The sequence below is a fragment of the Spirosoma lituiforme genome, from assembly GCF_054776635.1.
The window spans coordinates 46568-72322 of record NZ_BAAHBO010000012.1 but is presented as its reverse complement, the minus strand read 5'-3'; the positions used below and the strand labels follow the sequence as shown (position 1 = coordinate 72322).

General features: G+C 50.1%; 27 protein-coding genes. 6 read left to right on the top strand and 21 right to left on the bottom strand.

Annotated features, from left to right (window positions below; genetic code table 11):
- Positions 1 to 233 precede the first annotated feature (233 nt).
- The 4 genes from ACYU87_RS26095 to ACYU87_RS26080 form a co-directional block, all read right to left on the bottom strand.
- A complete protein-coding gene (locus tag ACYU87_RS26095; protein ID WP_461136945.1) occupies positions 234 to 713 on the bottom strand; it encodes a Mov34/MPN/PAD-1 family protein in 480 nt (159 codons plus the stop codon).
- Between the two features lie 2 nt (positions 714 to 715).
- Positions 716 to 2518, bottom strand: coding sequence for a ThiF family adenylyltransferase (locus tag ACYU87_RS26090; RefSeq protein WP_461136944.1), 1803 nt, complete (start codon positions 2516 to 2518; stop codon positions 716 to 718).
- Between the two features lie 16 nt (positions 2519 to 2534).
- Positions 2535 to 2981: a YegP family protein gene (locus tag ACYU87_RS26085; protein ID WP_461136943.1), complete on the bottom strand. Its 447-nt coding sequence runs from the start codon at positions 2979 to 2981 to the stop codon at positions 2535 to 2537.
- A 75-nt stretch (positions 2982 to 3056) separates the two neighbouring features.
- Positions 3057 to 4562: a peroxidase family protein gene (locus ACYU87_RS26080; RefSeq protein ID WP_461136942.1), complete on the bottom strand. Its 1506-nt coding sequence runs from the start codon at positions 4560 to 4562 to the stop codon at positions 3057 to 3059.
- 370 nt (positions 4563 to 4932) lie between these two features.
- Here ACYU87_RS26080 and ACYU87_RS26075 point away from each other — a divergent pair, with 370 nt between their 5' ends.
- Together ACYU87_RS26075 and ACYU87_RS26070 are read left to right on the top strand one after the other, a co-directional pair.
- Positions 4933 to 5307 carry a helix-turn-helix domain-containing protein gene (locus tag ACYU87_RS26075; protein ID WP_461136941.1) on the top strand — a complete coding sequence of 125 codons (375 nt, stop codon included), beginning with the start codon at positions 4933 to 4935 and terminating at the stop codon, positions 5305 to 5307.
- Entirely contained in the window at positions 5279 to 5848 is a 570-nt protein-coding gene (locus tag ACYU87_RS26070; RefSeq protein WP_461136940.1) for an ImmA/IrrE family metallo-endopeptidase, read from the top strand. Before ACYU87_RS26075 ends, ACYU87_RS26070 begins: the two co-directional genes overlap by 29 nt.
- Before the next feature lie 250 nt (positions 5849 to 6098).
- Here ACYU87_RS26070 and ACYU87_RS26065 read toward each other — a convergent pair whose 3' ends face one another.
- The 13 genes from ACYU87_RS26065 to ACYU87_RS26005 form a co-directional block, all read right to left on the bottom strand.
- Positions 6099 to 6914: an alpha/beta fold hydrolase gene (locus ACYU87_RS26065; RefSeq protein ID WP_461136946.1), complete on the bottom strand. Its 816-nt coding sequence runs from the start codon at positions 6912 to 6914 to the stop codon at positions 6099 to 6101.
- Positions 6915 to 6920: 6 nt separating this feature from the next.
- Positions 6921 to 7238 carry a hypothetical protein gene (locus ACYU87_RS26060; protein ID WP_461136939.1) on the bottom strand — a complete coding sequence of 106 codons (318 nt, stop codon included), beginning with the start codon at positions 7236 to 7238 and terminating at the stop codon, positions 6921 to 6923.
- Between the two features lie 264 nt (positions 7239 to 7502).
- Positions 7503 to 9914, bottom strand: coding sequence for a phosphoketolase family protein (locus ACYU87_RS26055; RefSeq protein ID WP_461136938.1), 2412 nt, complete (start codon positions 9912 to 9914; stop codon positions 7503 to 7505).
- A 178-nt stretch (positions 9915 to 10092) separates the two neighbouring features.
- Positions 10093 to 10305: a hypothetical protein gene (locus ACYU87_RS26050; RefSeq protein ID WP_461136937.1), complete on the bottom strand. Its 213-nt coding sequence runs from the start codon at positions 10303 to 10305 to the stop codon at positions 10093 to 10095.
- 5 nt (positions 10306 to 10310) lie between these two features.
- Complete coding sequence (locus tag ACYU87_RS26045) at positions 10311 to 11186, bottom strand: universal stress protein (protein WP_461136936.1); 876 nt, start codon at positions 11184 to 11186, stop codon at positions 10311 to 10313.
- Positions 11187 to 11222: 36 nt separating this feature from the next.
- Positions 11223 to 12041 (bottom strand): universal stress protein, encoded by an 819-nt coding sequence (locus ACYU87_RS26040; RefSeq protein ID WP_461136935.1) that lies wholly within the window; start codon positions 12039 to 12041, stop codon positions 11223 to 11225.
- An 89-nt stretch (positions 12042 to 12130) separates the two neighbouring features.
- Positions 12131 to 13126: a 2-hydroxyacid dehydrogenase gene (locus ACYU87_RS26035; protein ID WP_461136934.1), complete on the bottom strand. Its 996-nt coding sequence runs from the start codon at positions 13124 to 13126 to the stop codon at positions 12131 to 12133.
- A 32-nt stretch (positions 13127 to 13158) separates the two neighbouring features.
- Positions 13159 to 13977 carry a universal stress protein gene (locus ACYU87_RS26030; RefSeq protein ID WP_461136933.1) on the bottom strand — a complete coding sequence of 273 codons (819 nt, stop codon included), beginning with the start codon at positions 13975 to 13977 and terminating at the stop codon, positions 13159 to 13161.
- Positions 13978 to 14186: 209 nt separating this feature from the next.
- The gene (locus ACYU87_RS26025) at positions 14187 to 14939 is read right to left on the bottom strand and encodes an SDR family NAD(P)-dependent oxidoreductase (protein ID WP_461136932.1); all 753 of its coding nucleotides are present in this window, start codon (positions 14937 to 14939) and stop codon (positions 14187 to 14189) included.
- Between the two features lie 28 nt (positions 14940 to 14967).
- Positions 14968 to 15111 carry a hypothetical protein gene (locus tag ACYU87_RS26020; RefSeq protein ID WP_461136931.1) on the bottom strand — a complete coding sequence of 48 codons (144 nt, stop codon included), beginning with the start codon at positions 15109 to 15111 and terminating at the stop codon, positions 14968 to 14970.
- 229 nt (positions 15112 to 15340) lie between these two features.
- Positions 15341 to 15523 (bottom strand): hypothetical protein, encoded by a 183-nt coding sequence (locus ACYU87_RS26015; RefSeq protein WP_461136930.1) that lies wholly within the window; start codon positions 15521 to 15523, stop codon positions 15341 to 15343.
- Positions 15524 to 15554: 31 nt separating this feature from the next.
- On the bottom strand, positions 15555 to 16427 hold the full coding sequence (locus tag ACYU87_RS26010; protein ID WP_461136929.1) for a universal stress protein: 873 nt from the start codon (positions 16425 to 16427) through the stop codon (positions 15555 to 15557).
- A gap of 35 nt (positions 16428 to 16462) precedes the next feature.
- Entirely contained in the window at positions 16463 to 17272 is an 810-nt protein-coding gene (locus ACYU87_RS26005) for a universal stress protein (RefSeq protein ID WP_461136928.1), read from the bottom strand.
- 623 nt (positions 17273 to 17895) lie between these two features.
- On the opposite strand from ACYU87_RS26005, the gene ACYU87_RS26000 reads away from it, so the two are divergent.
- Positions 17896 to 18723 carry a DUF6544 family protein gene (locus ACYU87_RS26000; protein WP_461136927.1) on the top strand — a complete coding sequence of 276 codons (828 nt, stop codon included), beginning with the start codon at positions 17896 to 17898 and terminating at the stop codon, positions 18721 to 18723.
- Between the two features lie 3 nt (positions 18724 to 18726).
- On the opposite strand, the gene ACYU87_RS25995 is transcribed toward ACYU87_RS26000, so the two are convergent.
- A complete protein-coding gene (locus ACYU87_RS25995; protein ID WP_461136926.1) occupies positions 18727 to 19071 on the bottom strand; it encodes a hypothetical protein in 345 nt (114 codons plus the stop codon).
- A gap of 163 nt (positions 19072 to 19234) precedes the next feature.
- Between ACYU87_RS25995 and ACYU87_RS25990 the strand changes: the two genes are divergently transcribed.
- The 3 genes from ACYU87_RS25990 (at position 19235) to ACYU87_RS25980 (ending at position 21479) form a co-directional block, all read left to right on the top strand.
- Positions 19235 to 19678: a hypothetical protein gene (locus tag ACYU87_RS25990; RefSeq protein ID WP_461136925.1), complete on the top strand. Its 444-nt coding sequence runs from the start codon at positions 19235 to 19237 to the stop codon at positions 19676 to 19678.
- A gap of 67 nt (positions 19679 to 19745) precedes the next feature.
- Complete coding sequence (locus tag ACYU87_RS25985; protein ID WP_461136924.1) at positions 19746 to 20294, top strand: DUF1003 domain-containing protein; 549 nt, start codon at positions 19746 to 19748, stop codon at positions 20292 to 20294.
- A gap of 48 nt (positions 20295 to 20342) precedes the next feature.
- A complete protein-coding gene (locus tag ACYU87_RS25980; protein ID WP_461136923.1) occupies positions 20343 to 21479 on the top strand; it encodes a L,D-transpeptidase family protein in 1137 nt (378 codons plus the stop codon).
- A gap of 126 nt (positions 21480 to 21605) precedes the next feature.
- On the opposite strand, the gene ACYU87_RS25975 is transcribed toward ACYU87_RS25980, so the two are convergent.
- Genes ACYU87_RS25975 through ACYU87_RS25965 form a run of 3 tightly spaced genes read right to left on the bottom strand, consistent with a single transcriptional unit; the run spans position 21606 to position 25740 of the window.
- On the bottom strand, positions 21606 to 22238 hold the full coding sequence (locus ACYU87_RS25975) for a DedA family protein (protein WP_461136922.1): 633 nt from the start codon (positions 22236 to 22238) through the stop codon (positions 21606 to 21608).
- Positions 22239 to 22261: 23 nt separating this feature from the next.
- Entirely contained in the window at positions 22262 to 24886 is a 2625-nt protein-coding gene (locus tag ACYU87_RS25970) for a cation-translocating P-type ATPase (protein ID WP_461136921.1), read from the bottom strand.
- Positions 24887 to 24906: 20 nt separating this feature from the next.
- Positions 24907 to 25740: a universal stress protein gene (locus tag ACYU87_RS25965; RefSeq protein WP_461136920.1), complete on the bottom strand. Its 834-nt coding sequence runs from the start codon at positions 25738 to 25740 to the stop codon at positions 24907 to 24909.
- Positions 25741 to 25755: the final 15 nt, after the last annotated feature.

The window sequence follows — 25755 nt, the reverse complement described above, 5'->3', positions numbered from 1 at the left end:
TAACTGCTGCCAACCGGCCTGACTAAGTTCAACGCAGCGTCGTCTTAGCGCTTCGTAATCGGATTGCTTGTAGGTCGCCATACTAGAAAAAGCATCCCACATGACAGACTTACTCACACGTCAATAATAAAATAAATGAAATAGAATGGGTTCTATCAAGTCAGCAAAAAGTTTAGTAATAGAATTAGGCAAACTAGAAATTGCTGAAAATACCTACTTCGTTTAAGACAATGCTAAAGCAAATTCAGGGTTAGATAAAAATCATCTTTTCCAAACACAGCTGCCTGCCATTTTAATTTATGAACAGGTATGCCACCTATAACTAACAAAATAGGCGTTGTAACACCGTATAGACTTTGTTGGGCGAAATCATACATTTGTTGGCGATCCGTATTGCTCGGCGCTGGATTCCCACCAGGATGCGTGTGCCATTCCCCAACATAGTGAAGCGGGCTGGGTTGTATAGCCCCCCATTCGACCAACTCCGCTACGCCGACGATACCCCGCACAAAAGTCATAAGACCATGCTTGGAGTCAGGCGGGGGGGCAGCGGCTACATGAACGGTAGCAAGCCGACCATTCGAATCATAATGGCCCAGCAGAATACCCCCCGTTTCAAGCGGATGCCATCGGGTGGCATACTGGGTGATGGACGAAGTTACCTCTTGCGTTAACAACAAACATTGCCCCCCGTCCATTGAACATAAAAGCATACTCATGCGATTGATTCCACTGGAGAGATTTGACTCACTGTACTAGGCCACGAATAAACCAATTCCACCGGAGATGACAAAGCTTCCAAATAGAGTTGCTCGATTAGGTCCACCGCCCAACAGGCTAGCCCGGTAATGCGGTTCAATCGGGCAGGTACCAGTGCATGCCAGCAACCTACGCCACGGGGCAGTTCTAAGTCAAGGGCTTTTTGATTTTCTTCCGCCCGATAAGGACTAAACCATTGATTGAACTGATCCCAACTGAACTGCTCGCTTAACGCTGCATAAAAAAACAACCGATCGGCATTTAACCCTAACGAGCAGCTAATAAAGGGAACCGAAGAAGGCAAGCCTTGCAGCGGCATGGCCTTTAAAACGGCATCGTTAGCAGTAGCATCAATAACTAGGTTCGCTTCGCGGAATACATCTTCGATAAGGGGATCAGTAGTCGGTAAAGCGAGGATTTGGCCGGTAATTCGGGCGGATGGATTTACCTGATTTAATCGCGCAGCTAGGGCTAATACTTTGGGGGTATACACATCCGAAAGACTTAAGGTATGACGAACTAAGTTTCCGGGTTCAAAGGGTTCAGGATCAATAATCGTCATGTGCTGAACACCCATACGTACCAACTGCTCAGCAAAAATACTGCCCAGCGATCCCGCTCCCAGTAAAACCACCCGTGCACTGCTCAACTGAGGGCTTAACCGTCCCCGGTTTTGTAAATAATCTGGATGCCAGTTTTCGGCGATCGGTTGCCATCGGATTGGTGAAGAAGACGGTAAGCGATTTACAACGGTTGCCACGCGTGCCTTTTGAGCTAGTTTCGCTAGTTTCGCCACATTGGGTAGGAGTTGCAGGGCCTGCCAATGGTAGCGATAGGGCTCCTCGCCAATCCGCTTTGGAATGGGTATACCCACCAGCAATAACCATTCACCCAACTCGGTCAAGACGGCTAAGGGTTGGTTTAAAAGGGCTACTAAATCAATACCCTGCTGCTTGATCGTATCAATCAGTGAAGAACCAGTTACAGGTATCTGCCAACGATTAACGACGGGCACAGCGTCTAAACGAATCCAAATGGCTTTACGCGTTTCGGGTAACTGGGCAATCGCATCACCCCACGCAGGTTCATAAAGTACGTCTTTGTTCCGCTTATCTCTGAACCGTCGGGTAAAAACGATACCCCGCCAATCGACGATATCGGCGATTCCACTGCGCACTGAATGCTGTTGCCACTGCTCGAAGGAATGTTCGTCTTCGTAATAGGCTAACGCCCTGCCCAACGCATTTTGCCCAATGTTAAAATCGGGCAGTTCAAACGGATCACCCAGCTGAGTCAGGTCATTGGTGGCCGCTAGCGTTAACCATTCCTGAGCCCGGGCGACATGCCAGCACAAGCGCTCAATGGTCGTGACAGGCTCCGTAACGTAGGCATTTCGGGAACCAGCTAATCCCTGAAGCCAAGACATCGTGCAAATATGACCATTGCGACATGGCCACACGGGGTGCGGCCCACCGTTAAATTGCTGGTGCGCAAAAGTAACAGTTAGCGCCTGATCGGTTAGGGCTGGATGAAGTTGAACCTTACCCCAAACGTCCTGCGTAAAGTCAACGACGAGTTCCCAATCTGTAAATTGGGGTAGCTCAGCCGTAGGAGCCACTCCTAGTAATTCGAGCCGTAGCCGTTGCATCCATACGCCTTGAGTACCTGCCGCTTGCCAAGGGCCCAGCACCGTGATCCCAGCACGCTGGGCAAGCAACGCGCTGCTACTTTCTAAGGCTATTAGGTCAAACTCATTCATTTCTTCCAGACCTTAGTTAAGCAAACCGGCCTCCGCCTGTATTGGTTGTTCCACCACCAACGACGGGTGGTACATAGCTCCCCGCTCCACTACCGCCTGAATTGCCAATCTCGCGTAGTAACGATTTCACATTCGTAATAGCCCGTTTGACATTGGACTCACTGACGTAGCCTTCCGAGCCATCCGCTAATACCTTATTGTTTTTCGCCTGAAAGCGCCAACGCCATTCTTGCTTGGTATCCTCGAAATATTCCCATTCGGGCCCCTGGCCTACCGTGCTAAATTCAGCCACCTTTCTTTCGGGAGCATCCGGTCCTAAGGTGGTGAACAGCTGAGCCCCCTTTTCACAATCCACTTTCTGCTTATAGCCTTCGGCCGAATCAGCGACGATCTCCTGATTACCATCCCGTAGTCGCCACCGCCATTCGTTGGCTTTATCCTGATAAAATTGAAATCCTTTCATAATGAGAATGTACCGTTACCAGTTACTATTTTGATGAAAAAACGTGAACTAGATTAATTGGAAAGTTTTGCCCCTTTAGCTTACGCCAGGGGTAGGATAAGTGCCTGCAAAGCGCAATAAATCAGTAAAACGGTAGGGGATATCCTGCCCTTGAGCCCCAAATCGAGGTTGCCACGCATTATCGTTTAAAAACGAATCCTCGTTTTCAGCCAGCAGTCGCATAAAGACTTCGGCTACAATCCGGCCGCCCACAGGACCTAATTGATTACCCCCATGTCGGATTTCAGCTTCTTTAAGAATGTAGTACCAGAGCGGGGTTTGTTGAAGTAATAGACCATTTTTCGCTTGCAAAGCCTGAACGGTCTGGTTATGCAAGACCTGCTGGTCGGAAGTTGGAGCGGGGAAGGGACTGCTTAACAACTCATCGGTCGTGAGTGGAATCTCTTTCATGCGTTTCGCCACGTATTGACCTGTAGGCACACGCAAGGCCATGCTGCGGATTAAATTACGGGCTGATAAAACGGTAAAGAAGGAGTTCGTAGGTGCTCCTGGGGCGCTGGGTAAGTTCCCCATGCTGAGCGCTACCCGCGTGTCAATTTTACGGGCTTTGTTTACGGCCGGTTGCGCATCAGTCCCAAAGAAACTAGGCCAGTGTATATTCCAGATTGAGTCAACAGGCCGCCTGGCAATTGAAAAGGCACTGAAGAATGGATCATTCGAGAAAACCGAGTTAAAGCGGTAATGGTCGCGAATCAGGCTATGGCCAAAGCGGTAAGCAGCGACCGAAAATTCAACGGGCATAAAAAAGCTTTCGCCTTTACGGTACTTTAAAAACTTAGGGCCGTTGGTTAGTACGTCGTTGATCAGTTCGGCGCCAACAATCGTACGCAAATAATCGTGAAAGACGACCCATTGATAATGCCTTCTAACTTCCCGTTGGGCTAAACGAAACAGTTCATCATTTTTGGCCGTTGGATTTTCTAGTCGGAGTTGTTCAACAACGGCGTTGTGAAACCGAAGCATACTGACGTGAATCTGTCCGACAATTAAGTTTTCATTATTGCGGGGATCACCGATAATGGCCACCCCATCCGTATTTCGAGGGAAGTCAAACGCATTGCTGGTACTCAGTAAGAATCGTAACCCTTCAGAATCATACATGTACGAACTGACCGCTGGTCCATCTCCATATACGGAATCCAAGTCCAAATTGGGGGTTCGGTAATTGATCAGCTTGGTGGCATCTTGCTCTTGACCGGTTGATGAACCCACATCGAATGTCAGGTCATGATCCACAAACTGGCCAAGGTACGTATAGCCGGCGTCAATGGTACTAAAGCCTGCTGAATCATCTGTCGTAATAGTTTCAATCATTGAGCGCCCTAAATCTTCCAATAACTGACGATTCTCTTCGGAGAAAGCGATACGCGAGCTAACCGCTTTAGAAGGGAATAAATAGCCGTACTTATCTTGACTGCTATTTCTCCGAAATGAGGGAGGGAAACCAAATAAGGTCCGTTTAAAACCATGCGCTAAGCGTTCCGTAGATGGTGGATTGGGAACGACTGGATTATTCTCCATAAATAGTTAGTTAAGTAGCCGGGTACAGCCTTTTAAGGTCAGGTTTAGATTGGCGGTACTGACTGATTCGACCGGAGGAAATCTGACCCAGATGAGCGTGTTTGTACAGCTGCGGCTAAATAATTAGCTTTGTCAGTCGTTATAAACGACGCAAGGTTTCTCCATTCACCGCATTTGCGGTGTAATCTTCCCCAAGATTAGTGAAACCTGACCATCCTAGGCCAGCCATCTCCCCAGAGGCTGGCCTTTCGTCATTCTCAATACAAATGTAAAAAAAGCCTGGTTATGTGTCAAGTATATATTTTCAGAAAGTATCATAAAAAGTTAGGTAATACTTGACATTTGGTGTTTTATTTATTAATTTTGCCTCATGAATGAGGCAACAGAAAAATCGCTTTTTTTTACGATCGGGAATAATATAAAAACTTCTCGGAACAATGCAAGATTAAATCAGGCCCATTTAGCCGCTATGGTGGGCCTTAGCCGAACTTCTTTGGTCAATATTGAACAGGGTAAACAGCATCCATCTGTTTTTATGTTATGGCGTATCGCCGATGCGTTAAATATTGAATTAAAAGAGCTTTTACCTGGTAAAGCCCAGGTATCGGCAATGACAAGCGGGTTACAACCCGTTATGGATAGTATTTATATTAATAATGATCAGAGTTTTACTAACATTCGGCAATTCCATCAAAACATTCAAGACAATTTAGCTCATGAATCACAAGCGACAGAAGGAGATTGAGCAGTTGGCAAAGAATCTGCTGACTGAGACGAACTGCTATTCGTATCCTCCAATTGATGTTGAGGAAGTCGCCAGACGGAAGGATATTCAAGTTATTCGATTTGGTTTTGGCGAGGAAGTCTCTGGCGTGTTGATTACAGAGAAAGGCACGTCTATTATCGGGCTTAATCCCGAGAATGGTCATAAACGACAACGATTTACTATTGCCCATGAACTGGGTCATTATATACTTGGTCATCAGCGTAGCGGAATGTTTGTGGATACACCAGAGCGTTATTTTACGATGTTCAACTTTCGCAACGCAGCCTCCTCAACCGGTGAATTGGTGCAGGAGCGGGAGGCTAATGCATTTGCTGCTGCACTTTTGATGCCGCTAGATCTGATCCAGAAAGTAATCGATGACCTTAAAGACAAAATAGATATTAGAAGTCAGACAGATGAAAGCTATGAAGATGATTTCTTGGTGAAACTAGCTAATGCTTTTAACGTAAGTACCCAGGCAATGGGTTTTCGACTTTCCACGCTCAACAAGCTCTGGTAAATAGTTTGGCTAACTCTTATCAGTTATATAAACTGATTTTAATGAGTACTATAAATTCTATCGATACATACCATAGCCAATTCGTCCAAGTAAACCTCAACGCAGTTAAAAACGCTGAACCATTTAACTGAACGGGTTTACTGAACGCAAAAAGGACCGTTTCCAGCCCCTTCCCTCCTACCCGACTACCGTTCAGAAAAACCTCGGTATAAAATCAGGATAAGTCACGGTTCAATTCTATTATTCCCGTCTACATAACTATTGATTTGGTCAGTGATTGGATGAACTGCAGAACGGCCTGATTAACTTCGGTATGCCGTTCCACTAAACCCTGGTGACCGCCAGGGGACACCATGACCAGCTTGGCTTGAGGCATTATCCGGCTTATGTGCTCACTGGCCACGGGCTTGGTCAGCCGATCCTGATTGGCCCCGATTACCAGGGCTGGCACTTGTAGGGACGAAAGTGCCTCACTGACATCATACTCGAACATGCCCAGTACTCCACGGGCCGTCACCGCCAGTGGAGAGAGGGTGGACAGTAAGGTTACAAAGTTCAACTGCTGGAAGCTCTGCGTTCCCGTGAAGGTCAACAGCCGGGTCATTAGATGAGCCGTGCCGTTGAAGTAGCTCATCCAGCGCGAGACCCACAACAGTGGTGACAAGCCAATCAGTAGCCAGCATAAGGGAACCAGTACCGGTTTTTGAATGGCCGTCAGCAGTCGGGAAAAAAGAATCGTACGAACGGGGTTAGTACAGGTGGTATGCTCAAGAATAACGCCTTTTATCCCCCCTAAGTTACCACTTGTTTCTAATTTATCCAGTAGGGTCAATATGGTCATGCCACCAATACTATGTCCCCACAGAATTGGGTTAGTAGCCCCGGTATGGTCAATAACTGCCTGTAGGTCAGCAGCCATTTTAGACAGGGAGTAGTCTTTAGTAGTGGGCCGGGTCGACTTGCCCAGTCCGGGTAAATCCATCAGAATCAGCCGGTAATTTGCCTCAAAATATTTGCGCTGATAGTACCAACTGGTGCGGTTGGCGTTCCAGCCATGGACGAAAATGATGGGTTAAGCAGTTTTAGGTCCATAGAAATCGATGTGGATGAAAGAGCCATCAGGCCGCTTGAGCTTATCGTGCTCTGTACTATCTACCCGCTTTGGTTGATCTTCCCCTGGTCGGCTTTTGCTTAAAAGCCGACCCACTAAAAACCTACCTAGCAGGGTGAAAAGGCCAAGAGCTGAAGCCCCGTAGAGGCATCGCTGCGCATATTCATCCTGGACAGCAAATCGGTAGACATGCCACTCGTGCCATAGGTAATAGCCCAAAAAGAGGTAGCCAATCGACAATATATCAACCAGTAAGAAAGCCACCAGGAGTATGGGCATAATACAACAAGATGAAAAAATAGGGAATGGGTGTAATCACTACAGGTGCTTACTGATAACGACTTTCCGCGTGGTACGTTAACGTACATGTATTAATGGACTGTAGGTGGCGAAATGATAGCTTGCTTGACATCTACCGCTTTATTTGCAACTAGTTCGTTCTGGACAAGAGCCAACTTAATCTGGAGCGACTGATCATACCTGGTTACAGACAAGCTTTCGTCATTATTGATGGAATCCTACAGCCGTTCGATTGACAAGGTATTAGAGGCTGTCTTCGACGGAATGACTTTCCCAGGTCCAGTTCTTGATTTCAGGCATATCTTCTCCATTCTGAAAAATATACTGCTTGTGTTCGATGAGTTTGTCTTTCATCAATTGCTTCAAATAAGACCCTGTATTGCCTAGCTGCGGCAAACGATCCAGTACGTCCATGACCAGGTGAAAACGGTCCAGCTCGTTGAGGACCGTCATGTCAAAGGCCGTCGTGATCGTTCCTTCTTCTTTGTAGCCACGCACATGCATGTTGCTATTGTTGGCGCGGTTGTATGTTAACCGATGCACCATCCAGGGATAGCCGTGAAAAGCAAAAATAACGGGCTTGTTGCGGGTAAAAATGGCATCGTAATCCGCGTCGGTCAGGCCGTGCGGATGCTCGGTATTTCGCTCCAGTTTCAGTAGATCAACTACGTTGACCACCCGGATTTTCAGGTCCGGCAAATGCGCGCGAAAAATCGAAACCGCTGCCAGGGTTTCCAGCGTCGGCACATCGCCACAGCAGGCCATCACCACGTCGGACTCGATGTTCTGATCATTACTGGCCCAAGACCAGATCCCTATGCCTTGCGTACAATGCTTCGTAGCCGCATCCATACGTAGCCATTGCGGAGCGGGGTGCTTGCCTGCTACGATCACATTAACGTAGTGACGCGAGCGAAGGCAGTGGTCCATCACCGAAAGTAAACAGTTGGCATCCGGCGGTAAATATACCCGTACGATTTCGGCTTTTTTATTGATCACGTGATCAATAAAGCCGGGGTCCTGGTGGGTGAAGCCATTGTGATCCTGCCGCCAGACGGTAGATGTCAGCAAATAATTGAGCGAGGCAATGGGCCGTCGCCACGGTATTTCGCGCGTCGTTTTGAGCCACTTGGCGTGTTGGTTGACCATCGAATCGACGATATGAATGAAGGCTTCGTAGCTATTGAAAAGCCCATGTCGACCCGTGAGCAGGTAGCCTTCCAGCCAGCCTTCGCACTGGTGTTCACTGAGCATTTCCATGACGCTGCCGGTTGGTGCCAGAAACTGGTCATTTTCGGCCGTCTCGGCATCCCACTGACGGTTTGTTACCTCAAAAACGGCTTCCAGCTTGTTGGACAGGGTTTCGTCGGGCCCAAAGATTCTGAAGTTGCGCGGTTGGTTATTCAGCTCGATGACATCCCGCAGAAACCGACCAACCGTCTGCGTATCACTGGCCAGAGTGACGCCGGGCAGCGGTACGGCAACGGCGTATTCCCGAAAGTCGGGCATGTGCAGGTCTTTCAGCAATAACCCGCCGTTGGCGTGCGGGTTAGCCCCCATGCGCCGGTTGCCCTGCGGAGCCAACTCGGCCAGTTCGGGCATTAGCCGCCCCAGCTCATCGAAAAGCTCGTCGGGTTTGTAACTGCGTAGCCAGCTTTCCAGTTGTGCCAGATGCTCGGGGGGCGTCGTGGCCGACACCGATAGTGGTACCTGGTGCGCCCGAAACGTGCCTTCGTTGGGTAATGCATCAATCACTTTTGGCCCCGTCCATCCCTTCGGCGATTTTAGCACGATCATTGGCCAGCGGGGTCGGGTTGTATTTCCTTCTGCGCGAGCTTCTTGCTGAATCTGTTTGATTTGCGCGATAACGGTATCCAATGTAGCGGCCATCTCCTGATGCATAAGTTCCGGTTCATGGCCCTCTACGAAATAGGGCGTCCAGCCATAACCCCGTAGTAACTGGTCCAACTCCTTGCGGCTGATGCGGGCCAGCACCGTCGGGTTAGAAATTTTATAGCCATTCAGGTGCAGAATCGGAAGCACCGCCCCATCGGAGACTGGGTTAAGAAATTTATTGGAATGCCAGGCTGTCGCCAGCGGGCCGGTTTCCGCTTCGCCATCGCCAATCACGCACGCAACGATTAGATCCGGGTTATCGAATACCGCGCCAAAAGCATGACTAAGCGAATAACCCAACTCCCCCCCTTCGTGAATGGAGCCGGGCGTTTGGGGGGATACATGGCTCGAAATGCCGCCGGGGAAGGAGAATTGTTTGAACAGTTTTTTCAGCCCGGCCTCGTCGGGACTAATCCTTGGGTAAACTTCACTGTAGGTGCCTTCCAGATACGTATTGGCCACTACCGCCGGACCGCCGTGGCCCGGACCCGACATATAAACCATGTTGAGATCATTGGTTTTGATCACCCGGTTCAAGTGAGCGTAGATGAAATTCTGACCCGGCGTCGTGCCCCAGTGCCCCAATAACATACGCTTGATGTGGGCCAGGGTTAATGGCTTTCGGAGCAATGGGTTATCCAGCAGGTACATCTGCCCAACCGACAGATAATTAGCGGCCCGCCAGTAAGCATGGATCAACTGAAGCTCAGTCGGTGATAAGGTCGTATTTGTTTGCGGTTCTTGAGTCAGTGTTTCCATGAGTTCAGTATGTATGGTAAGAATAGGTTGTGACACCACGGTTCAGCTTATGTTCAGAAGCCTGCCCACCTTTCGGGCATTCATCTTTTCTTCCTCCGTTGGTATTACACGGACGGTGACCTGGCTTGATTTGGTTGAAATCACGGAAGCGTTGACTCCGTTACGGTGCTCAGCCAGCTCAATAGCCAAGGCTAAGACAAACGCGGGTTCTGATTTCAGGGGCTTCTTCGCCGATTCCGCCGGAAAAGACCAGCGTTTTCAGCCCGCCAAGTACGGCTGTAAAGGCTCCGTAAAGCCCCCGTTTCGGTAAGTCACCTACGCCATAAACGGCAAACTTGATGCTTGAGGAGCCCCCGTTCAGCGTCAGGACGCGTTCGTTGGATACGCTCATCGGGATCAAAGCGTGCCAACTGTAGTCGATAGATCATCGACTAATTCGGATAAATCATTGCTGCCGTCGTCGTACAGTGTCAGGAGTGGTACTAAAGGTGTATAGGCCTGTGTAGACGTGCGACCATCTCCGGGCATAGCGCTGAACAAACTCTTGTAGCGGGGGATCGTCACCAATAGATCGACTGGATGTTCTGCCAGATAGGCATTGATCCCTTCTTTGGCACTAGGAGCTTGCAAGTGAGTTACTTCTGGCTCGACAGGGGCTAATAATTGCCGAATGTAAATTTCCTGTTCCGGGTAGATGATACTACTATCGGGCGTTTTGACAGTCAGCAGCGTAAGTAGTGCCGCCTTTAGCGTCACGAATTCCCTCAGCGGGCTGAGTAGTTTACTATTTTTCAGATTGGCATAATCGATAGCCAGTACTACCTGATAAATGGGACGGAGAGATGCTTGAGTCGGCACGACCAACACATTCGCTTTAAGCTCGTGAACCAGACTAATGGCACTATTGCCGAACAACCCGCCGTTGTCATTCTGTTGAGGTCCAATAGCTACCAAATCATAATCTTCGGTCTTTACAAGGTGTTTGACTATCTCAAAAGGATCGCCGGGCAACGTCGATGAACGAAACGTATGCCCCTCGTTTGTAGCTTGTTGATGTAAGTCGGCCACCATACGACTTAATTGATTAGCACTGGAAGTAGCTAAGCGAGCGGATTCAGCGTTGTGTTTTAACCCATCAAACCCTTCCGCTTGTGACGGATAGACGTAGAGCAGGTGGAAATCAGCTATCGTTTCATTGAAGAAGGATTGGACAAAAGAAAATGCATTCTGGGAGGCTTCCGAAAAATCGGTCAGCACAAGGATTTTTTTCATACTAGGTTGAGTAATTAAAAACAGATAAACGCTTGATTAGACCGCAGCCAGCACAGGGATTGTGGTTAGGCGGGCCACTTCCTGCGTATCAGATTCGAATAGAATTGTACTGAGCCAATAATGGTGTTTAGGTAGCAGCATAATCAGGTCCGATTGGCAATCCATGGCGTACACGCTTATTACTTCGGCAAGGTCATTCCCTGGTTGAAAGCAAATCGTATGTACTTGGTCGGCCAGCAGCATAGATATCCCTTCAGCCGCTTTTTGCAGTTGTTCATCGGGATGATTCTCCATACAGATTACTTCCAGCCTAACCGCCAACTGTTGAGCAAACCGTTTGGCACTGGCTAGAGCCAGCGTATCGACGGATTTTGATAAGTCAATACCCAGCACAATCGTTTGCGGTTTTTTATATAGCACACCAGGTGGTACCACTAACATGGACACCTGGATGGTGGGAATTATGTCAATTGCCAGACTACCTACTTGTCGGGATTTTATGAGTTCACTACCGACTACGCCCATGACCAGCAGATCCGCTTTCTGACTAACGGATTCCTGGACAAGTCCCTCAATGGGTGGGCCTGACCGGGCTACCACTGATATGTCCATGGAGCAATTGGTGGATTCAAGCATCTGAATCCGTAGATTAGTAAGTTGTTGTATTGCATGTTCATGCTGCTCCGCCGTGGCTAGTGTTGTCAGCACTGGTCGCATTGTCCAGGTGGAAAAGGGATTGAAAATGTGGACCAACACCAACCGAACATGTAGTTGATGAGCCAGCGCGAGGGCATAATCGGTTGCCCAATGGGAATTAGCTGAAAAATCGGAAGCGACTACAATCGTGGTCATCATATTCGTTCGTTGGAATATAAAGTACCTGTATTTGGCTTCGATGCAAACCAGATCCCTGGCCCGCCCGGTCTAAATCCGGAAGAATTACTTCATCCAACGACGACGGCATCGGCCGGCAAGAGCTCCTGTTCCAGGTACGTTAGGTTGTTGAGCGTTGTGTGGGCGATTTGCTCCATGGCCTCTTGGGTAAAAAAGCCCTGGTGCGCCGTCACTAACACATTCGGTAAGTGCGTCAGCGCGTTCAAATTGGCATCGGGCAGTTTTTTGTCCGACCAGTCAGCGAAAAAGTAATCGTCTTCCAGTTCATACACATCAATGCCCAACGCGCCCAGATGGCCACTTTGTAGGGAGTCCAGCACGGCGGATGTATCGAGCAGGCCACCCCGGCTGGTGTTGATCAGGTACAAACCGGGTTTCATTCGGCTCAGCGCCGTAGCGTCGATAAGATGATGCGTTTCGGGCGTGAGGGGGCAATGGAGCGAGAGCACATCGGCCTTTTCCAACACCTCCTCCAGGGGTAAATACTCCACGCCCAGTTGCTGCAAAACAGCCGAATGCATTTTGTCGTGGGCCAGTACGTGGCAGCCAAACCCCAGCATCATTCGCGCTAAAGCTGCGCCGATCTTACCCGTACCGATCACGCCTACCCGTTTGCCGTAGAGGTCAAACCCCATCAGGCCGTCGAGCGTAAAGTTGTTTTCTTTGGTCCGTTGATAGGCCAGGTAGGTCTTCCGGTTTAACGACATTAACAACGCAACCGTGTGTTCGGCAACCGAGTGGGGCGAGTAAGATGGCACGCGCAAAATGCGGATGCCCAACTGCCCGGCCGTTGTGATATCCACCTGATTGTAACCCGTGCAGCGCAGCGCCACCAACCGGATGCCCAGGGCAGCCAGCGCCTGGAGCGTGGGGCGTGTCAGCTGGTCATTGACAAATACGCAGATCGCCTGGTGACCAACCGCCAAGTGAACGGTTTCGGGGGTTAAGGGCTGCGGTAAAAACGTCAATTCATGCCGGTGATTGTGGTTAGCTGCTTCCAGAAAAGACTGCTCGTAGGGTTGGCAACTAAAAAAGGCGATATTCATGGTATTCGAGTGTTCGTGGTGAGTGATATGTATCAAACAATTGCCAACAAGGGGATATCGGTCAGGCGGGCCATGTGTTGGGTTTCGCCTTCGGCAATCAACTTCCAGAGCCAGTTTCGCATCTGCGGCAACATCATAATCAGGTCGGCTTTATTAGCGTGCGAAAAAGCAAGTAAGGTGTCAGAAATTTCCGCTCCGCTTTTGATGGTCAGTGTGTGAGGCTGCTGACTGAGCAGGTGTCGAATGTGTTCTGCGCGGTGTTTCGTCCCGGCCTCTTCGGGCGTATCGCTGATACACAGTACATTGATCACACTATTAACTGATCGGGCAAAACGCAGGGCCGTGTCTAGTGCAACGGCGTTAGGGGGCGTTGATAGATCGATTCCCAGTACGACGTTTTTCACCCCGACATAGGTACTACCGGGAGGAATTAACAATAAAGGGACTTCTGTTTCGGCAACCATGCCAGTGGCAATGCTACCGAATAACTGGGTACTTTGCGGAGCCGTACCCACGGTAGACATAATTAGCAGATCGGCTTGTTCAATCTTAGTTATGCTACAAATAACAGGCATCGTATGTCCTTCTTGGGCAATGCAACGGATCGGCACGTCTCCGCCAGGTAGTTCGCTTAAGTCCTCTGCCAGTTCACGTAACAATTTTTCACTGTTTTCTTTCAGACCCTCCGTAGACAGCAGGAAACTATCCGATTTGGCCGGATTTTCGGGCCATGCATGATAGGCGTGCAGTAAAATAAGCCGGGCTTTCTGATCGTAAGCCAATTGGCTCGCAAAGCGAGCTGCCCGGTCGGCACTGGGCGAAAAATCGGTAGCTAAAATGATTGTTTTCATCCGTTAATAGAGTTGGATCAGATCGTTGAGTCGTGTCAGTGGCGGAAAACCTTTGGTGCGCAATGAAGGAAATCGGCTTAACATCCGTTGTGACTAGTTTTATCCCGTCAGTACCTGATGGTTTCACTCATTGAATGCCTTGATTATCAGTTACTCATCTGTGAACATGAGATTAAACTACGGTTGCATGAGCGATGCCCCCCCCTTTTCTATTTCGCCAGATACCCTCCATCAACCGGATAATACGATCCGGTCACAAACGAGGCTTTATCGGAACTGAGCCAGATGACTAACTCCGCCACTTCGTCTGCTCTTCCTAACCGGCCAATCGGGTGCAGGCTAATCAGTTGTTGTCGAGCTTCCGGGGGTAACTGACTCAGTAAAGGCGTGTCGATGTAGCCGGGGCCAACGGCATTGATGCGGATGCCCTTCAGCGCGTATTCAATCGCGGCTGTTTGCGTTAGCCCAATCATACCGTGTTTGGCTGTCACGTATCCGGGCGAGCCGGACGTGCCAACCTGTCCCAGGATAGACGCCATATTGATAATCGTTCCTGCACCCTGTCTGAGCATGGCCTCCAGTTCGTATTTCAGGCAAAAGAAAACGCTATTGAGGTTTACGGTCATAATTTGCTGCCAGCCTTCCAGACTATAGTCGGCCGTTAGATTCATCTCCCCCCCAATACCCGCATTGTTACAGGCAATGTCGAGCGAGCCAAACGCCGAGACGGTTTCCTGGACCAGCTGCTGACACTGGGCCGGATCACCGACATCAGCCTTGAAGAACCGGGCCGTCGCCCCGGCAGCTTCCACTTGTTGAGCTACTTGATGACCCTGTACTTCGTCGACATCAGACACCATGACGTTCGCTCCGTACTGACCATACAGCAGGGCGATTGCTTTCCCAATACCGGAAGCAGCACCGGTTACCAATGCGGTTTTTCCTTGTAAGTCCTTATTCATAAATCAGTAAACGTTGAGTCGATTTGTGTTACTTGCCCCCCTTTTGTGCTATCTTGATTGGATTCGGAGCGGCATCCGACTCGTTTTTAGCATATTTAGGTACTTTGTGTACGCCAGCTACTTTAGCAGCCTTCGTTGCTGCTTTCTTACCAGTTTTAGGGTCGTTTGCCATGTCGAAAATTTGGTTAAATTTTAAATAAATGTATAGTTGTTACTCAGCGGGCCACCGTCGGACCGCCGAAGCGGTGCAATCTTTGTTCAATTCCGGTTGTAAACGCATTGGCAGAAAGCCCGTAGCCATTGACTAACACCCCTTTACTACCGCATTTCACCGATGAAAGCGCGTACAGAATAGATCGCACCGCTTCGGCGGTCCGACGGCGACCCGGTCGTCGTCGGGGTTAGTTGGTCCCGCTACGGCCGGTACGCCGGTGCGGGACCGTTTCAAATCGGTACACATTGTCAATAGTGTACGCATCCGGGTCGAGCCAGAGCGGGTTGTCTTCGTGCCGGTTCAGATCCTTGGTGTAGCCCTGCTGGCGAAGCTGATCAATAATCTGAGAAAGGGTGTCGGGTGATTCCATGGGGAGGTCTTTATCGTGGATGACAGATCTTTTATAAGGCAGTCGTCGCTGCTGACAACTCGTTGACCGGCCTGGGTTGATCATTGCTGTTATCATCGTAGAGCGTCAGTAGGGGTACGGCTGGTGTAAAGGCCTGTAAGCGGGTAACCCGGCTACTGGTCAGCGTCTGCGTATGATCTTTGTATTTAGGGATCGTCACTAAAAGATCGACTGGATGCGCAGCTAAATAGGCATTGATTCCCTGTCTGGCGAAGTCAGCCCTTATTCGATCCGTGGCTGGTTCAAAAGGCATTAAAAACTGCCGAATGTGGGTCTCTAGCTCTGCATTAATAGCGTTCTTGCTCGGCGTGTCGATCGTCAGTAAGGTAAGCGTCGCCCCTTTTAGGGTCACTAATTCTTTAAGGGGGCTGAGCAGTTTGGCGTTCTTCAACAGGGAGAAATCAGCCGCCAGCACAACCTGGTGAACCGGTTGCTCGACAGCCGCCTGGTGGGGCACTATCAGAATATTCGCTTTAAGTTGATGTACCAGGGCAATAGCACTATTGCCAAACAGCGTATCGGTTTCCTCCGGTTGAGGGCCAATAACCACAAAGTCATAGGACTCAGCAGCGAGCAACTGTTCAACCACGTCGAGCAACTGACCCGGAACGGCCAACGAGCGGAACGTATGCCAGTCGTTGGTGGACTCCCGGCGCAACTGGGCTACCACCTTAGTAAGCTCCACACTCTGAACGGATGGGGGAGTTTTAATAACAAGAAGGGGATTATGATGACTGCTGGACGCTATCGGGTGGACACAGAGCAGGTGAAAGTCGACCACAGTATCCCGAAAGAACGAGCGGGCGTACGCCAGTGCGTGGCGGGAGGCTTCTGACAGGTCAGTAAGCAGGAGAATCTTTTTCATATACGTTTGAGCCGTTAAAACAAGGAATAAAGGCATTAAACAGCGGCCAGCACGGGTATCGTGGTCAAACGGGCTACTTCCTGAGTATTGGATTCGAGCAGCCACGTACGGAGCCGACTGTGGGGTTTGGGCAGCAGAATGATCAGGTCGGCTTTGTGCTGATCTAAATAGTCCTCCAGGGCCAGGGCCACGTCGTAGCCAGGCAAAAAGCTGAAGGTGTGTGGCTGATTTCGGAGCAAATGCCGAATATGGAGGGCGGCTCTTTGCTGCAACTCGTCGGGTTCATCCTCAATGCAAACAACGTCTACCGATGCTTGTAGCCGTTGAGCGAAACCCAGGGCCATGTCTATGGATACGGCATCAACAGGATCCGACAAATCAATAGCCAATACCATGTTCTGGGGTTTTTGAAAAACCGCACCGGGTGGTACCAGGAGCAAGGGCACCTGGGTGTATGGGATCATGTCGGTCGCAAAACTGCCTAACTGATGGGCTTTTAAGGGTTCATCGCCAACCAAACCCATTACCAGTAGATCCGCTTTTTGATCTGCCGCTTCGTCAATCAGACTGGTCACAGGGGTGCCAGACCGGGCCACAATAGCTATTTCGATTACGTGATTCGTGGCCTTAAGCATCTGGTTTCTTAATTGAGTTAGCTGGCCCAATGCCTGCTCGTACTCGCCATTATCCGTTGGGGTCATTCGGTCGGGTGAGTTGCTTAAATCCACGTTATAGGCGTGAATAATGATTAAACGGAGCCGTAACTGACAGGCTAGTTCAAGGGCATAATCAGTAGCCCAGTGGGCACTCGCCGAAAAATCAGTAGCGACTAAAATCGTTTTCATTCAAAGAAATTGTTAAGCGTGAGTGCGTACCAGATTAGTGCGCCATTATAAATACGGGTCGATCAGAGCGACTGCCTGTTGCCGTGTCAAGTTTGTAACCTCTACAACACTCGATGAGGAGGCTAGTAGAGGGTACCGGTATCGTGAGATGTGTAGGGGTGGCGGCTGGCTTTGGCGTGAAGTCGGGAATTGAGATAAGCCTCAATGGTATGCTTACTTATTCCAATCCCCCAGTAAGAATTCGCCTTTATCTCAGGGAGGGCTGGCGATTTGCCGACGTTAATGGTTAACTAAAAGACTCGCCGATGGTATTGACTAGGTCGTTTACTATAGCAGGAACACCCCGTGAGGCTGCCTTCAGTAGGGTTGCCGTTTGATCGCATTCAACACGCCTTTTTGAAAGACTTCATTTGGTTTCATAGGCGTTGACCCTTGAGTTGTTTACTACTACACAAAGCTACCTTTCTCCTCTTCAGTATAACCTGATGCAGATCAGTCGCTCGTATGATTCGCCTCAGTCGTCGGCCTAACGCGGCTCAGTGGATACACCAGAAGTCGTGCTGACCTTTGGAGCCAGGTCAACTAGTCCGTTGCCGGTATCGAATGTAACCAACAAAATTCCTATGAAGATCAAGACTACGCTGCTCATTCTGTCAGGGGTCGTCGTTCCGGTTGCCGCACTGTTGGCAGGTCGGTGGTTAGTGGCCCGGCAGTTACGCCGTGACGTAGCCAATTTGTTCGCGCAAGCCAGTACCAGGCCGGTTGACACCTACAACCCTGCTCAACTAACTAACCTGCCCCCGCCCGTTCAACGCTACTTCCGACACGTACTAAAACCCGGCCAACCGTATTTGCGAACCGCCCGGCTTCGTCACGATGGGGAGTTTAAAACCGACCTCGAAAAAAGCTGGATTTCGATTACCGGCGACGAGTATTTCCTGGCTGATAGCCCAAATTATATGTGGATCGGCACAACAACCTGGTTCAGTGCCTGCGATCAGTACAAGACCGGGCGGGGAAGCCTGACCATTCGTTTATTGGGTGTGTTTACCATTCAGCGCGGAAGTGGCCCCAGCTATGATCAGGGGGAATTATTACGCTGGCTGGCCGAAACACCCTGGTTTCCGACCAGCTTATTACCCGGCGGACCAGCCGTTTGGTCGCCGTTAGATGAGAATTCGGCCCTGCTAACGATCACGGACAACGGCCTGTCCGTATCGTGTCGCATGGAATTTAACGAGAAAGGAGAAATTGTGCGGTGTCAGGCGCAGCGATTCAGCGACCAGACGCATATCCAGACCTGGGTGTGCCATTTTTCAGACTACCATGAGATCCACAACCTGCGCGTACCAACCCGAGCCGGAGCCGCCTGGGTGATCGATGGTCAAGAAAAACCGTATGCCCGTTTCACAGTGCGTGAAATGGATTATGATCAACCCCGTGCCTACTGATTACTAACTCCGGTGGAACAGTCTGTATCCCACCAGAATAAGCCCCGCTATGTACAGCGACGTAAAAATAGGCTTATTGTAACGAGCCACCCAGTTGGGCAAAAAGATGTCAAAGTTGTCCCGGTTCGAATCGGAGTAGTTCCGGGCAATAAGCGTTAGGGGGCATCGGCCATTAAACAGCAGTAGCACCAGCCCTTCCAAGATTATAAGCCCGGCGGCAATCCAGGTATACTGGCTTACGTTATCGGCAATCCCGCAATACAAAATATAGCCGATAAGCGTAACGAAAAAGACCCATATGGCTGTGTGGATCAATTTTATCGCTATTAATTTAAGGGCGGTAGTCATATTGTTTTTGAGGCAATCTACCAAGATCAATCCCGAATGGCCCTGATGGGAATCATACCGCTGCGTGACACAAGTCAGGGTAGGTCAGTTAGTAGGGGGCTAGCTTTGCCTTACTAAATAAGGGGCAAACGCCATCCAAAATGAATAACCACACGGCCACTTTATGAAAATAACCCGAATGATCCTTCTGATTTTGCTGGCATTTCTTGGCTTAGGTGCTATTGGGGGCGGTGGGGTATTCATCATTTCTCCCAGCGGTGCTTTGTTTGGTATGCCTCTATCCATGTTAGCGCAATCCCCGTTTACCAACTTTTTGATACCAGGAATTATTCTGTTCATTGTACTCGGACTTGTTCCCTGTGGGTTGGTAGTTGCGCTGTTGAGAAAATCGAAGAGTGAATTGGCCGAGCGATTCAATTTTTATCCTGACATGCACTGGGCATGGACGGGCAGTATTTATGTGGCTTTTGCGCTCATCATCTGGATACAGGTCGAAATGATTTTTCTACAAGCTGTAAATTGGCTACACACGGTCTATATGGTTCTGGCCATAGCCATCCTGTTTGTCGCTTTGCTTCCAACCGTCAGAAGCCTGTACAAGAACTAATTAAGCCGATTCGACACGCTATTCGTAGCTGTATTAGTCTGCTGGCTGAATTCCCTAAAACACGAAAATGAACAACACCGAAATCGATCAGCTTCTAGCTGATGAAAATGAACACCTTGAAAAACTACATCGGATTGTTCGGGAAACGCTCGTGGATGAGGAACTTATCATTCATAACCTAGTAAATCCTCCGCTGGAAATACTGACGCAGGGACAGCAACTCTCTGACAAGGTCGCGCAATTCGGTGGAAGCTGGCGGTTTATTCTTCTTTTTGGCATCATCCTGACGGGTTGGATCATTCTCAACGTACTAGCCATTGGTATCTACAAATTCGACCCTTACCCGTTTATTTTAATGAACCTGATCCTGTCCTGTATTGCCGCTTTGCAGGCACCAATTATTATGATGAGCCAGAATCGACAGGAAGAAAAAGACCGGATGCGGAGCGAAAATGACTACCTAATCAATCTGAAGGCAGAGATTCAGATCCGTAGTATGAATCAAAAAATAGATGTATTGCTGGAAGAGCAGATCAAAACACTTTTCGACACCCAACAAAAACAGTTTGTGCTGCTTCAGGAGATAAAACAGCAACTTGATTCCCTTTCAAGCTAGAAAAAAATCTACGGAGCATTACTAATACACTTATTTCCAGACTATATTATGATCCGTACAATGCTAGCCGCTTTTCTATTGCTAAGTACTCAATTTACCTATGCCCAACTAGCAGATGACTGGTCGCGTTTGCGGCAGTACGGCCAGGACATCGGCGTGGATAGTTTGTGCGACCGCCCCGACTCGGCTTGTCTAACCCGCTACATTACAGAGATTGTTTATGGTCGTACACCTCGTCGGATGAGTTACCAAGGCGTACCGGCGTTCATCGACTCAATACGCATAGAGCGGCTTACCCGACAGTTTTTAATAGGATCAAGCGAGACCCTATCAGGAGTAGCCTCAATTGATTGGTGCCCGCTGCTGGATTCGCTTGAATCCCACGACCGACATTACCGGCAGTTGGTCGCTTATTGCATGCGTTGCTTAATTGATGATTATATGGGCGATTCATTGACCATTGAACAGGTACAGGAAACGCTCAATACATACCGTTGGCTAAACCGCTTTCCTGCACAAACTCGCGTCATTGTCAACATTCCATCGGCAACACTGCGGGTTAGCGATTCCCAGGGCAAAACAATGTTTAGTAGTCGGGTTGTCGTCGGCAAACCCAGCACACCAACTCCCCTTTTTACGGCCTATATGCCTAGCATGGTCATTTACCCATACTGGAATGTACCTCGTTCAATTACGGTCAATGAACTACTGCCCAAGATTCGTAAGAGCCCAGTGGCCACACTGAATGCCATGAATTTACAGGTCATCGATGCAAAAGGGCAAGAAGTCAACCCTAAATCAATAAATTGGACTACAGCGGCTAATTCCTTCCCCTATCGACTGCGGCAATCGACCGGCTGCGATAATGCCCTGGGCGTGTTAAAATTTAACATCAGTAGTCCTTATGACATTTACCTGCACGATACAAATGCCCGGCAGGCATTCGCAAAACCCAACCGCCAGCTAAGTCACGGGTGCATTCGGGTAGAGAAGCCCGACCGACTGGCCAATGTATTACTAGGATATGCCCATTTCGAGGCCGATTACCTGACAAAATGTACTAAAAAAGCTAAACCCCAAACGGTGCTCTTACCAAAGAAAATACCCGTCATCATCCTCTATAACATACTGGATATTGACGATGCCGGTGCTATACGGGTCTATCGAGACAGCTATCTACTTTAACGGTTGATTGCCAGATTACTAGCTTGTGAATATATAGAGGCTCAGAAAATAAACTTGACACGGCGAACCTGATGCCTATTCTTGGTTATGTTTTGCCAAAAAAAGTAGCGGCATCATATAGAAACATTATTGCTTTCTCGACTTCCGCGTCTGCTGCCATGCTTTCGCGGCCAACGCACCGATTACCAGGGTGACCACGCCAATGAAAATGTATTCGATGTGCCGACCTAAACCGGGAAACAGTTGTCCGAGCCAGTAACCCGCCATGACCAAAACCGTTATATAAGCTACGCAGCCAGTAGCGGTCAACAATAAAAATCGTGGCCAGGGCATACCGCTGCTGGCCGCCAGAAGAGGATTAAACGTTCGAATGATTGGCAGAAAACGTCCGGCCAGCAGCGCCCACCGGGGGTGCCTCCGGTAAAAATCCTCGGATTGATCCCAGTAGCGTCGCTTAAAAAGAAACGTGTCGGGTTGTTGACGCAGCCGACTGCCTATCTTGCCTCCGATCCAGAACCCGGTCATGTCACCAGCAATGGCGGCCAGGATGAGCAGCCCGATCAATAGTCCGACTGGCAGCGGGAACGTATTGATTCCGCAAAGCAGGCCCGCCGTAAACAATAGGGTTTCTCCGCCGGGAACGATCAAACCCAGCAAAAAACCCGTTTCCACAAATACCATCGCGGCAATCATAGTCGTTCCTCCCCACTCTAACCAGGCAGTATCTAACAAAAGGAAAGAAATCAGGAAATTTTCCATAACGTACTACGATACCAAGACGGCTAGTTGGCAACCGGTATGGCAACTGCCGATTTTTTGTGGCTTGGCTCGCGGCCTGCGTCTCGATGACGTAGTACCAGTTTCTGAATTTCTACGGCCCAGAATACCAGGCTCGATACGGCTACTGTGATGCCCAGCTCACCCCAACTCAGCGGTTGCGTGTTGAAGAGGTCATTGAAAAAAGGAACGTAAATAACCATCCCTTGCAGGGCAACCGTCAGCAGAATGGCTCCCAGCATGGGTTTATTGGCCAACAGGTTCATGCTGAACACCGACTCCCGGTGCGAGCGGATAGCAATGGCGTTACCTAACTGAGCAAAACACAACACCGTAAAGGTCATCGTTTGCCAGTGCGCCAGCCCGCGTTGAATGGCCCAGGCCTGTATACCGATGGTGACGGCTCCGATAAGTAACCCAACCCAGAGAATGAACCAGCCCAGGCCATCAGCAAAGATCGTCTGTTTGGGGTCAATCGGCGGGCGCTTCATGGTATCGGCTTCGGCGGGTTCGTAAGCTAAGGCCAGGCCCGGTAGCCCGTCGGTGATCAGGTTGATCCACAGAATATGAATCGCCAGCAGGGGGATGGGTAATCCGAAAAACGGAGCCAGAAAAATAGCCCAGATTTCCCCCGAATTGCCCGAGAGAATATAGCGGATAAACTTGAGGATGTTATCGAAAATGCGTCGCCCGTGCTTCACCGCTTTTACGATGGTGGCGAAATTGTCGTCCAGCAAAATCATATGCGCGGCTTCTTTGGCGACTTCAGTGCCCGTAATGCCCATTGCTACGCCGATGTCCGCGTTTTTGAGGGCAGGCGCGTCATTGACGCCGTCCCCGGTCATGGCCACAAACTGGTGGCGGTCCTGTAACGCGCTGATAATGCGTAGTTTTTGGGCCGGATCAACGCGGGCATACACGCGTACTTTTTCCACGATGGCATCAAACGCATCGTCATCCAGCTTGCTTAATTCGGGACCAGTGAGCACTTTGTCTTCGTCCGAAGTAACAATACCAAGGCTTTCGGCGATGGCTTTGGCGGTCAGCTTATGATCTCCGGTAATCATGACCGTGATAATCCCTGCTTCCTTACATTCCGCAACGGCTTGCCGGGCTTCGTGGCGGGGCGGGTCCATCAGGCCCACAAACCCGATGAAACCCAGACCGGTCTCAATGGTAGCGGGGTCAATGGTGTTGGGCAACTCGGGCAGTAGTTTGCCCGCGTAGCCCATCGTGCGGAAGCCTCGTTCGGCCAGCGCATCAACGCGCGACCGCAGCGCCGGTACGTTAGGTTGCTGTCCCGCATCCAGTTGGTTGAACAAGGCACCAACGGCCCCTTTGGTGATGACCAGTACGCCCTGATCGGTCTGATGCAGGGTCGTCATGCACTTACGATCCGAGTCGAAGGGTAACTCGGCAATGCGTGGAAACCGGCTTTCGAGCTTTATTCGGTCGTAATCCCGGTCGGCGGCATACTGCACTAGCCCCACCTCCGTCGAATCGCCCAGCCAGACATCCTCATCGGTTTTGGTTACGTCGTTATTGAGGGCCATCGCCGTCAGCAACGCGTCGCCATTGGCCAGCCCCGGCAACGAAAATTCCGGCGAGGCCTCCGTTTCATCCACCGTCATTTTATTGATGGTCAGCGTTCCCGTCTTGTCGGTGCAGATGTAGGTGACCGAACCGAGTGTTTCGACCGCCGACAGTTTTCGGACCAGGGCCTGACTTTTTACTAATCGTTTCGCGCCGAGTGCCAGCGCAACGGTCACCACGGCGGGCAACGCTTCGGGAATGGCGGCAACGGCCAGTGAGATCGACACCAGCAGCAGATTCAGCCAGGGTTCGCCCCGCAGCCAGCCCACGGCAAAGAAAATCAGGCAGATAACCAGGGCCGCTGCCGCTAATTGCTTGCCGAACGTACCCAGCCGCTTTTGCAGGGGTGTTTCCGCCTCGTCGGTCTGAACGAGCTTGGCAATCCTGCCCAGTTCGGTGTTCATGCCCGTAGCGACCACGTAAGCCGTTGCCCGTCCGTTGGTCACAAACGTGCCTTTGTAGCCGATGTTGAGCCGGTCGCCCAGTGGATACTCCCCGGCGGGCAGTACGTCAGCGTTCTTCTCCACATTGTCTGACTCGCCCGTCAGCGACGATTCATCCACTTTCAGGGCGTGCGTTTCGATAAACCGGACATCGGCCGGGATGATGTTACCCGCGTCGAGCAACGTCACGTCGCCCGGTACCAGATCGGAAGCATTAATGTCCATGGTCTGCCCGTTCCGTAGCACCCGCGCCTGATTAGCGGCCATCTTTTTGAGGGCTTCGACTGCTTTTGATGCCTGGTATTCCTGCACAAACCCGATCAGGGCATTCAACACGACAATGGCCAGAATGACGTACGTCGAGTTTAGCTCACCCACCAAACCCGATATGATGGCCGCTACGATCAGCACCAGGATCATGACATCCGTAAACTGATGCAGCAGCATCAGCCAGACGGTTTTCTGTTTCGCGTCGGCAATCTGGTTTTTACCTGATTTGGCCAGCCGCTCCTGGGCGGTGTCACTTTTCAGCCCCGCAGGCGTTGTGTTGAGCGAGCTGGCGACGTCGGCAATGGGGGTGATGTGATAATCCATTCGGGTCATTTGGGCTTGGTTCAGGCTTTGCTGAAAACCAGCAGGGGCACGGTGGTTAGAAACGAGTAGTCAACGGCGTTGCTTGACAGAAGCAAGCGGTCAAAAAAGCCCTCCCGCTGGGTGGTGAACATGATCAGCAGGGACGGCTTTTGGGCCTTGATAACCCGTTCAATATCCGCAATCAGTGTCGTCTTCACGTCGCGGGGTTTCAAATGCACCGTGACGGGATAGTCGGTATATTTTTGCACGGCCATGCGGATAATTTCCGGGTCGGTAACTACCTCGGATTGGGTGCTCAAATGCAGTAACTCAACGCTCACGCCGAGGGGTTTTGCCAATTCAACCACGCGGGTTAACTGCGGTTCGAGATTCGCCAAATCACTGGTATACAGTAATGTTGTTAGTTTAGTGGCCCGGTACGCACCCGGCACTGCAATCACCGGCACTGACGACTGACCGACGAGGTTGGCGGTGGTGGTGCCGAGCATTTTTTCCACCATTCCGGCTCCCCGTGCACTGATACAAATAAAGTCGAAATCATGCTCACTCGCGTAGCGCATGATGGTGCTATCGACAAAGGGCGAATTTTCGATAACGCACAGCTGATTTGTTGGCGTAATTTTTAGTGATTTATACACCGATCCGACAAATCGCTCCAGCGTCTTACGAGCTTTATCTACTTCTTCTTTCTCGTAAGCCGCGTAGGTTGCCTCGTTCCAGCTTGTCAGGCGCTGGATATGTTGAACGTGCAGAAACGTTAGGCTAGCATCGCCTTGTGACGCGAGTTGGATCGCGAAACGCATAGCCGCCTTCGAGTTAGCGGAGAAATCCGTGGTGACCAGTATTTTTTTCATAAACAGCGAGATCGT

Excerpts from the sequence above, each read along its gene's own strand:
- ACYU87_RS26035 (WP_461136934.1), bottom strand. The coding sequence starts at position 13,126 with ATGAATATCGCCTTTTTTAGTTGCCAACCCTACGAGCAGTCTTTTCTG.
- ACYU87_RS26030 (WP_461136933.1), bottom strand. The coding sequence starts at position 13,977 with ATGAAAACAATCATTTTAGCTACCGATTTTTCGCCCAGTGCCGACCGG.
- ACYU87_RS25965 (WP_461136920.1), bottom strand. The coding sequence starts at position 25,740 with ATGAAAAAAATACTGGTCACCACGGATTTCTCCGCTAACTCGAAGGCG.
- ACYU87_RS26020 (WP_461136931.1), bottom strand. The coding sequence starts at position 15,111 with ATGGCAAACGACCCTAAAACTGGTAAGAAAGCAGCAACGAAGGCTGCT.
- ACYU87_RS26070 (WP_461136940.1), top strand. The coding sequence starts at position 5,279 with ATGAATCACAAGCGACAGAAGGAGATTGAGCAGTTGGCAAAGAATCTG.
- ACYU87_RS26090 (WP_461136944.1), bottom strand. The coding sequence starts at position 2,518 with ATGAATGAGTTTGACCTAATAGCCTTAGAAAGTAGCAGCGCGTTGCTT.
- ACYU87_RS26085 (WP_461136943.1), bottom strand. The coding sequence starts at position 2,981 with ATGAAAGGATTTCAATTTTATCAGGATAAAGCCAACGAATGGCGGTGG.
- ACYU87_RS26080 (WP_461136942.1), bottom strand. The coding sequence starts at position 4,562 with ATGGAGAATAATCCAGTCGTTCCCAATCCACCATCTACGGAACGCTTA.
- ACYU87_RS26060 (WP_461136939.1), bottom strand. The coding sequence starts at position 7,238 with ATGCCCATACTCCTGGTGGCTTTCTTACTGGTTGATATATTGTCGATT.
- ACYU87_RS25970 (WP_461136921.1), bottom strand. The coding sequence starts at position 24,886 with ATGGATTATCACATCACCCCCATTGCCGACGTCGCCAGCTCGCTCAAC.
- ACYU87_RS26045 (WP_461136936.1), bottom strand. The coding sequence starts at position 11,186 with ATGAAAAAAATCCTTGTGCTGACCGATTTTTCGGAAGCCTCCCAGAAT.
- ACYU87_RS26010 (WP_461136929.1), bottom strand. The coding sequence starts at position 16,427 with ATGAAAAAGATTCTCCTGCTTACTGACCTGTCAGAAGCCTCCCGCCAC.
- ACYU87_RS25990 (WP_461136925.1), top strand. The coding sequence starts at position 19,235 with ATGAAAATAACCCGAATGATCCTTCTGATTTTGCTGGCATTTCTTGGC.
- ACYU87_RS25975 (WP_461136922.1), bottom strand. The coding sequence starts at position 22,238 with ATGGAAAATTTCCTGATTTCTTTCCTTTTGTTAGATACTGCCTGGTTA.
- ACYU87_RS25995 (WP_461136926.1), bottom strand. The coding sequence starts at position 19,071 with ATGACTACCGCCCTTAAATTAATAGCGATAAAATTGATCCACACAGCC.
- ACYU87_RS25985 (WP_461136924.1), top strand. The coding sequence starts at position 19,746 with ATGAACAACACCGAAATCGATCAGCTTCTAGCTGATGAAAATGAACAC.
- ACYU87_RS26075 (WP_461136941.1), top strand. The coding sequence starts at position 4,933 with ATGAATGAGGCAACAGAAAAATCGCTTTTTTTTACGATCGGGAATAAT.
- ACYU87_RS26040 (WP_461136935.1), bottom strand. The coding sequence starts at position 12,041 with ATGATGACCACGATTGTAGTCGCTTCCGATTTTTCAGCTAATTCCCAT.
- ACYU87_RS26055 (WP_461136938.1), bottom strand. The coding sequence starts at position 9,914 with ATGGAAACACTGACTCAAGAACCGCAAACAAATACGACCTTATCACCG.
- ACYU87_RS26050 (WP_461136937.1), bottom strand. The coding sequence starts at position 10,305 with ATGAGCGTATCCAACGAACGCGTCCTGACGCTGAACGGGGGCTCCTCA.
- ACYU87_RS26095 (WP_461136945.1), bottom strand. The coding sequence starts at position 713 with ATGCTTTTATGTTCAATGGACGGGGGGCAATGTTTGTTGTTAACGCAA.
- ACYU87_RS26000 (WP_461136927.1), top strand. The coding sequence starts at position 17,896 with ATGAAGATCAAGACTACGCTGCTCATTCTGTCAGGGGTCGTCGTTCCG.
- ACYU87_RS26005 (WP_461136928.1), bottom strand. The coding sequence starts at position 17,272 with ATGAAAACGATTTTAGTCGCTACTGATTTTTCGGCGAGTGCCCACTGG.
- ACYU87_RS26015 (WP_461136930.1), bottom strand. The coding sequence starts at position 15,523 with ATGGAATCACCCGACACCCTTTCTCAGATTATTGATCAGCTTCGCCAG.
- ACYU87_RS25980 (WP_461136923.1), top strand. The coding sequence starts at position 20,343 with ATGATCCGTACAATGCTAGCCGCTTTTCTATTGCTAAGTACTCAATTT.
- ACYU87_RS26025 (WP_461136932.1), bottom strand. The coding sequence starts at position 14,939 with ATGAATAAGGACTTACAAGGAAAAACCGCATTGGTAACCGGTGCTGCT.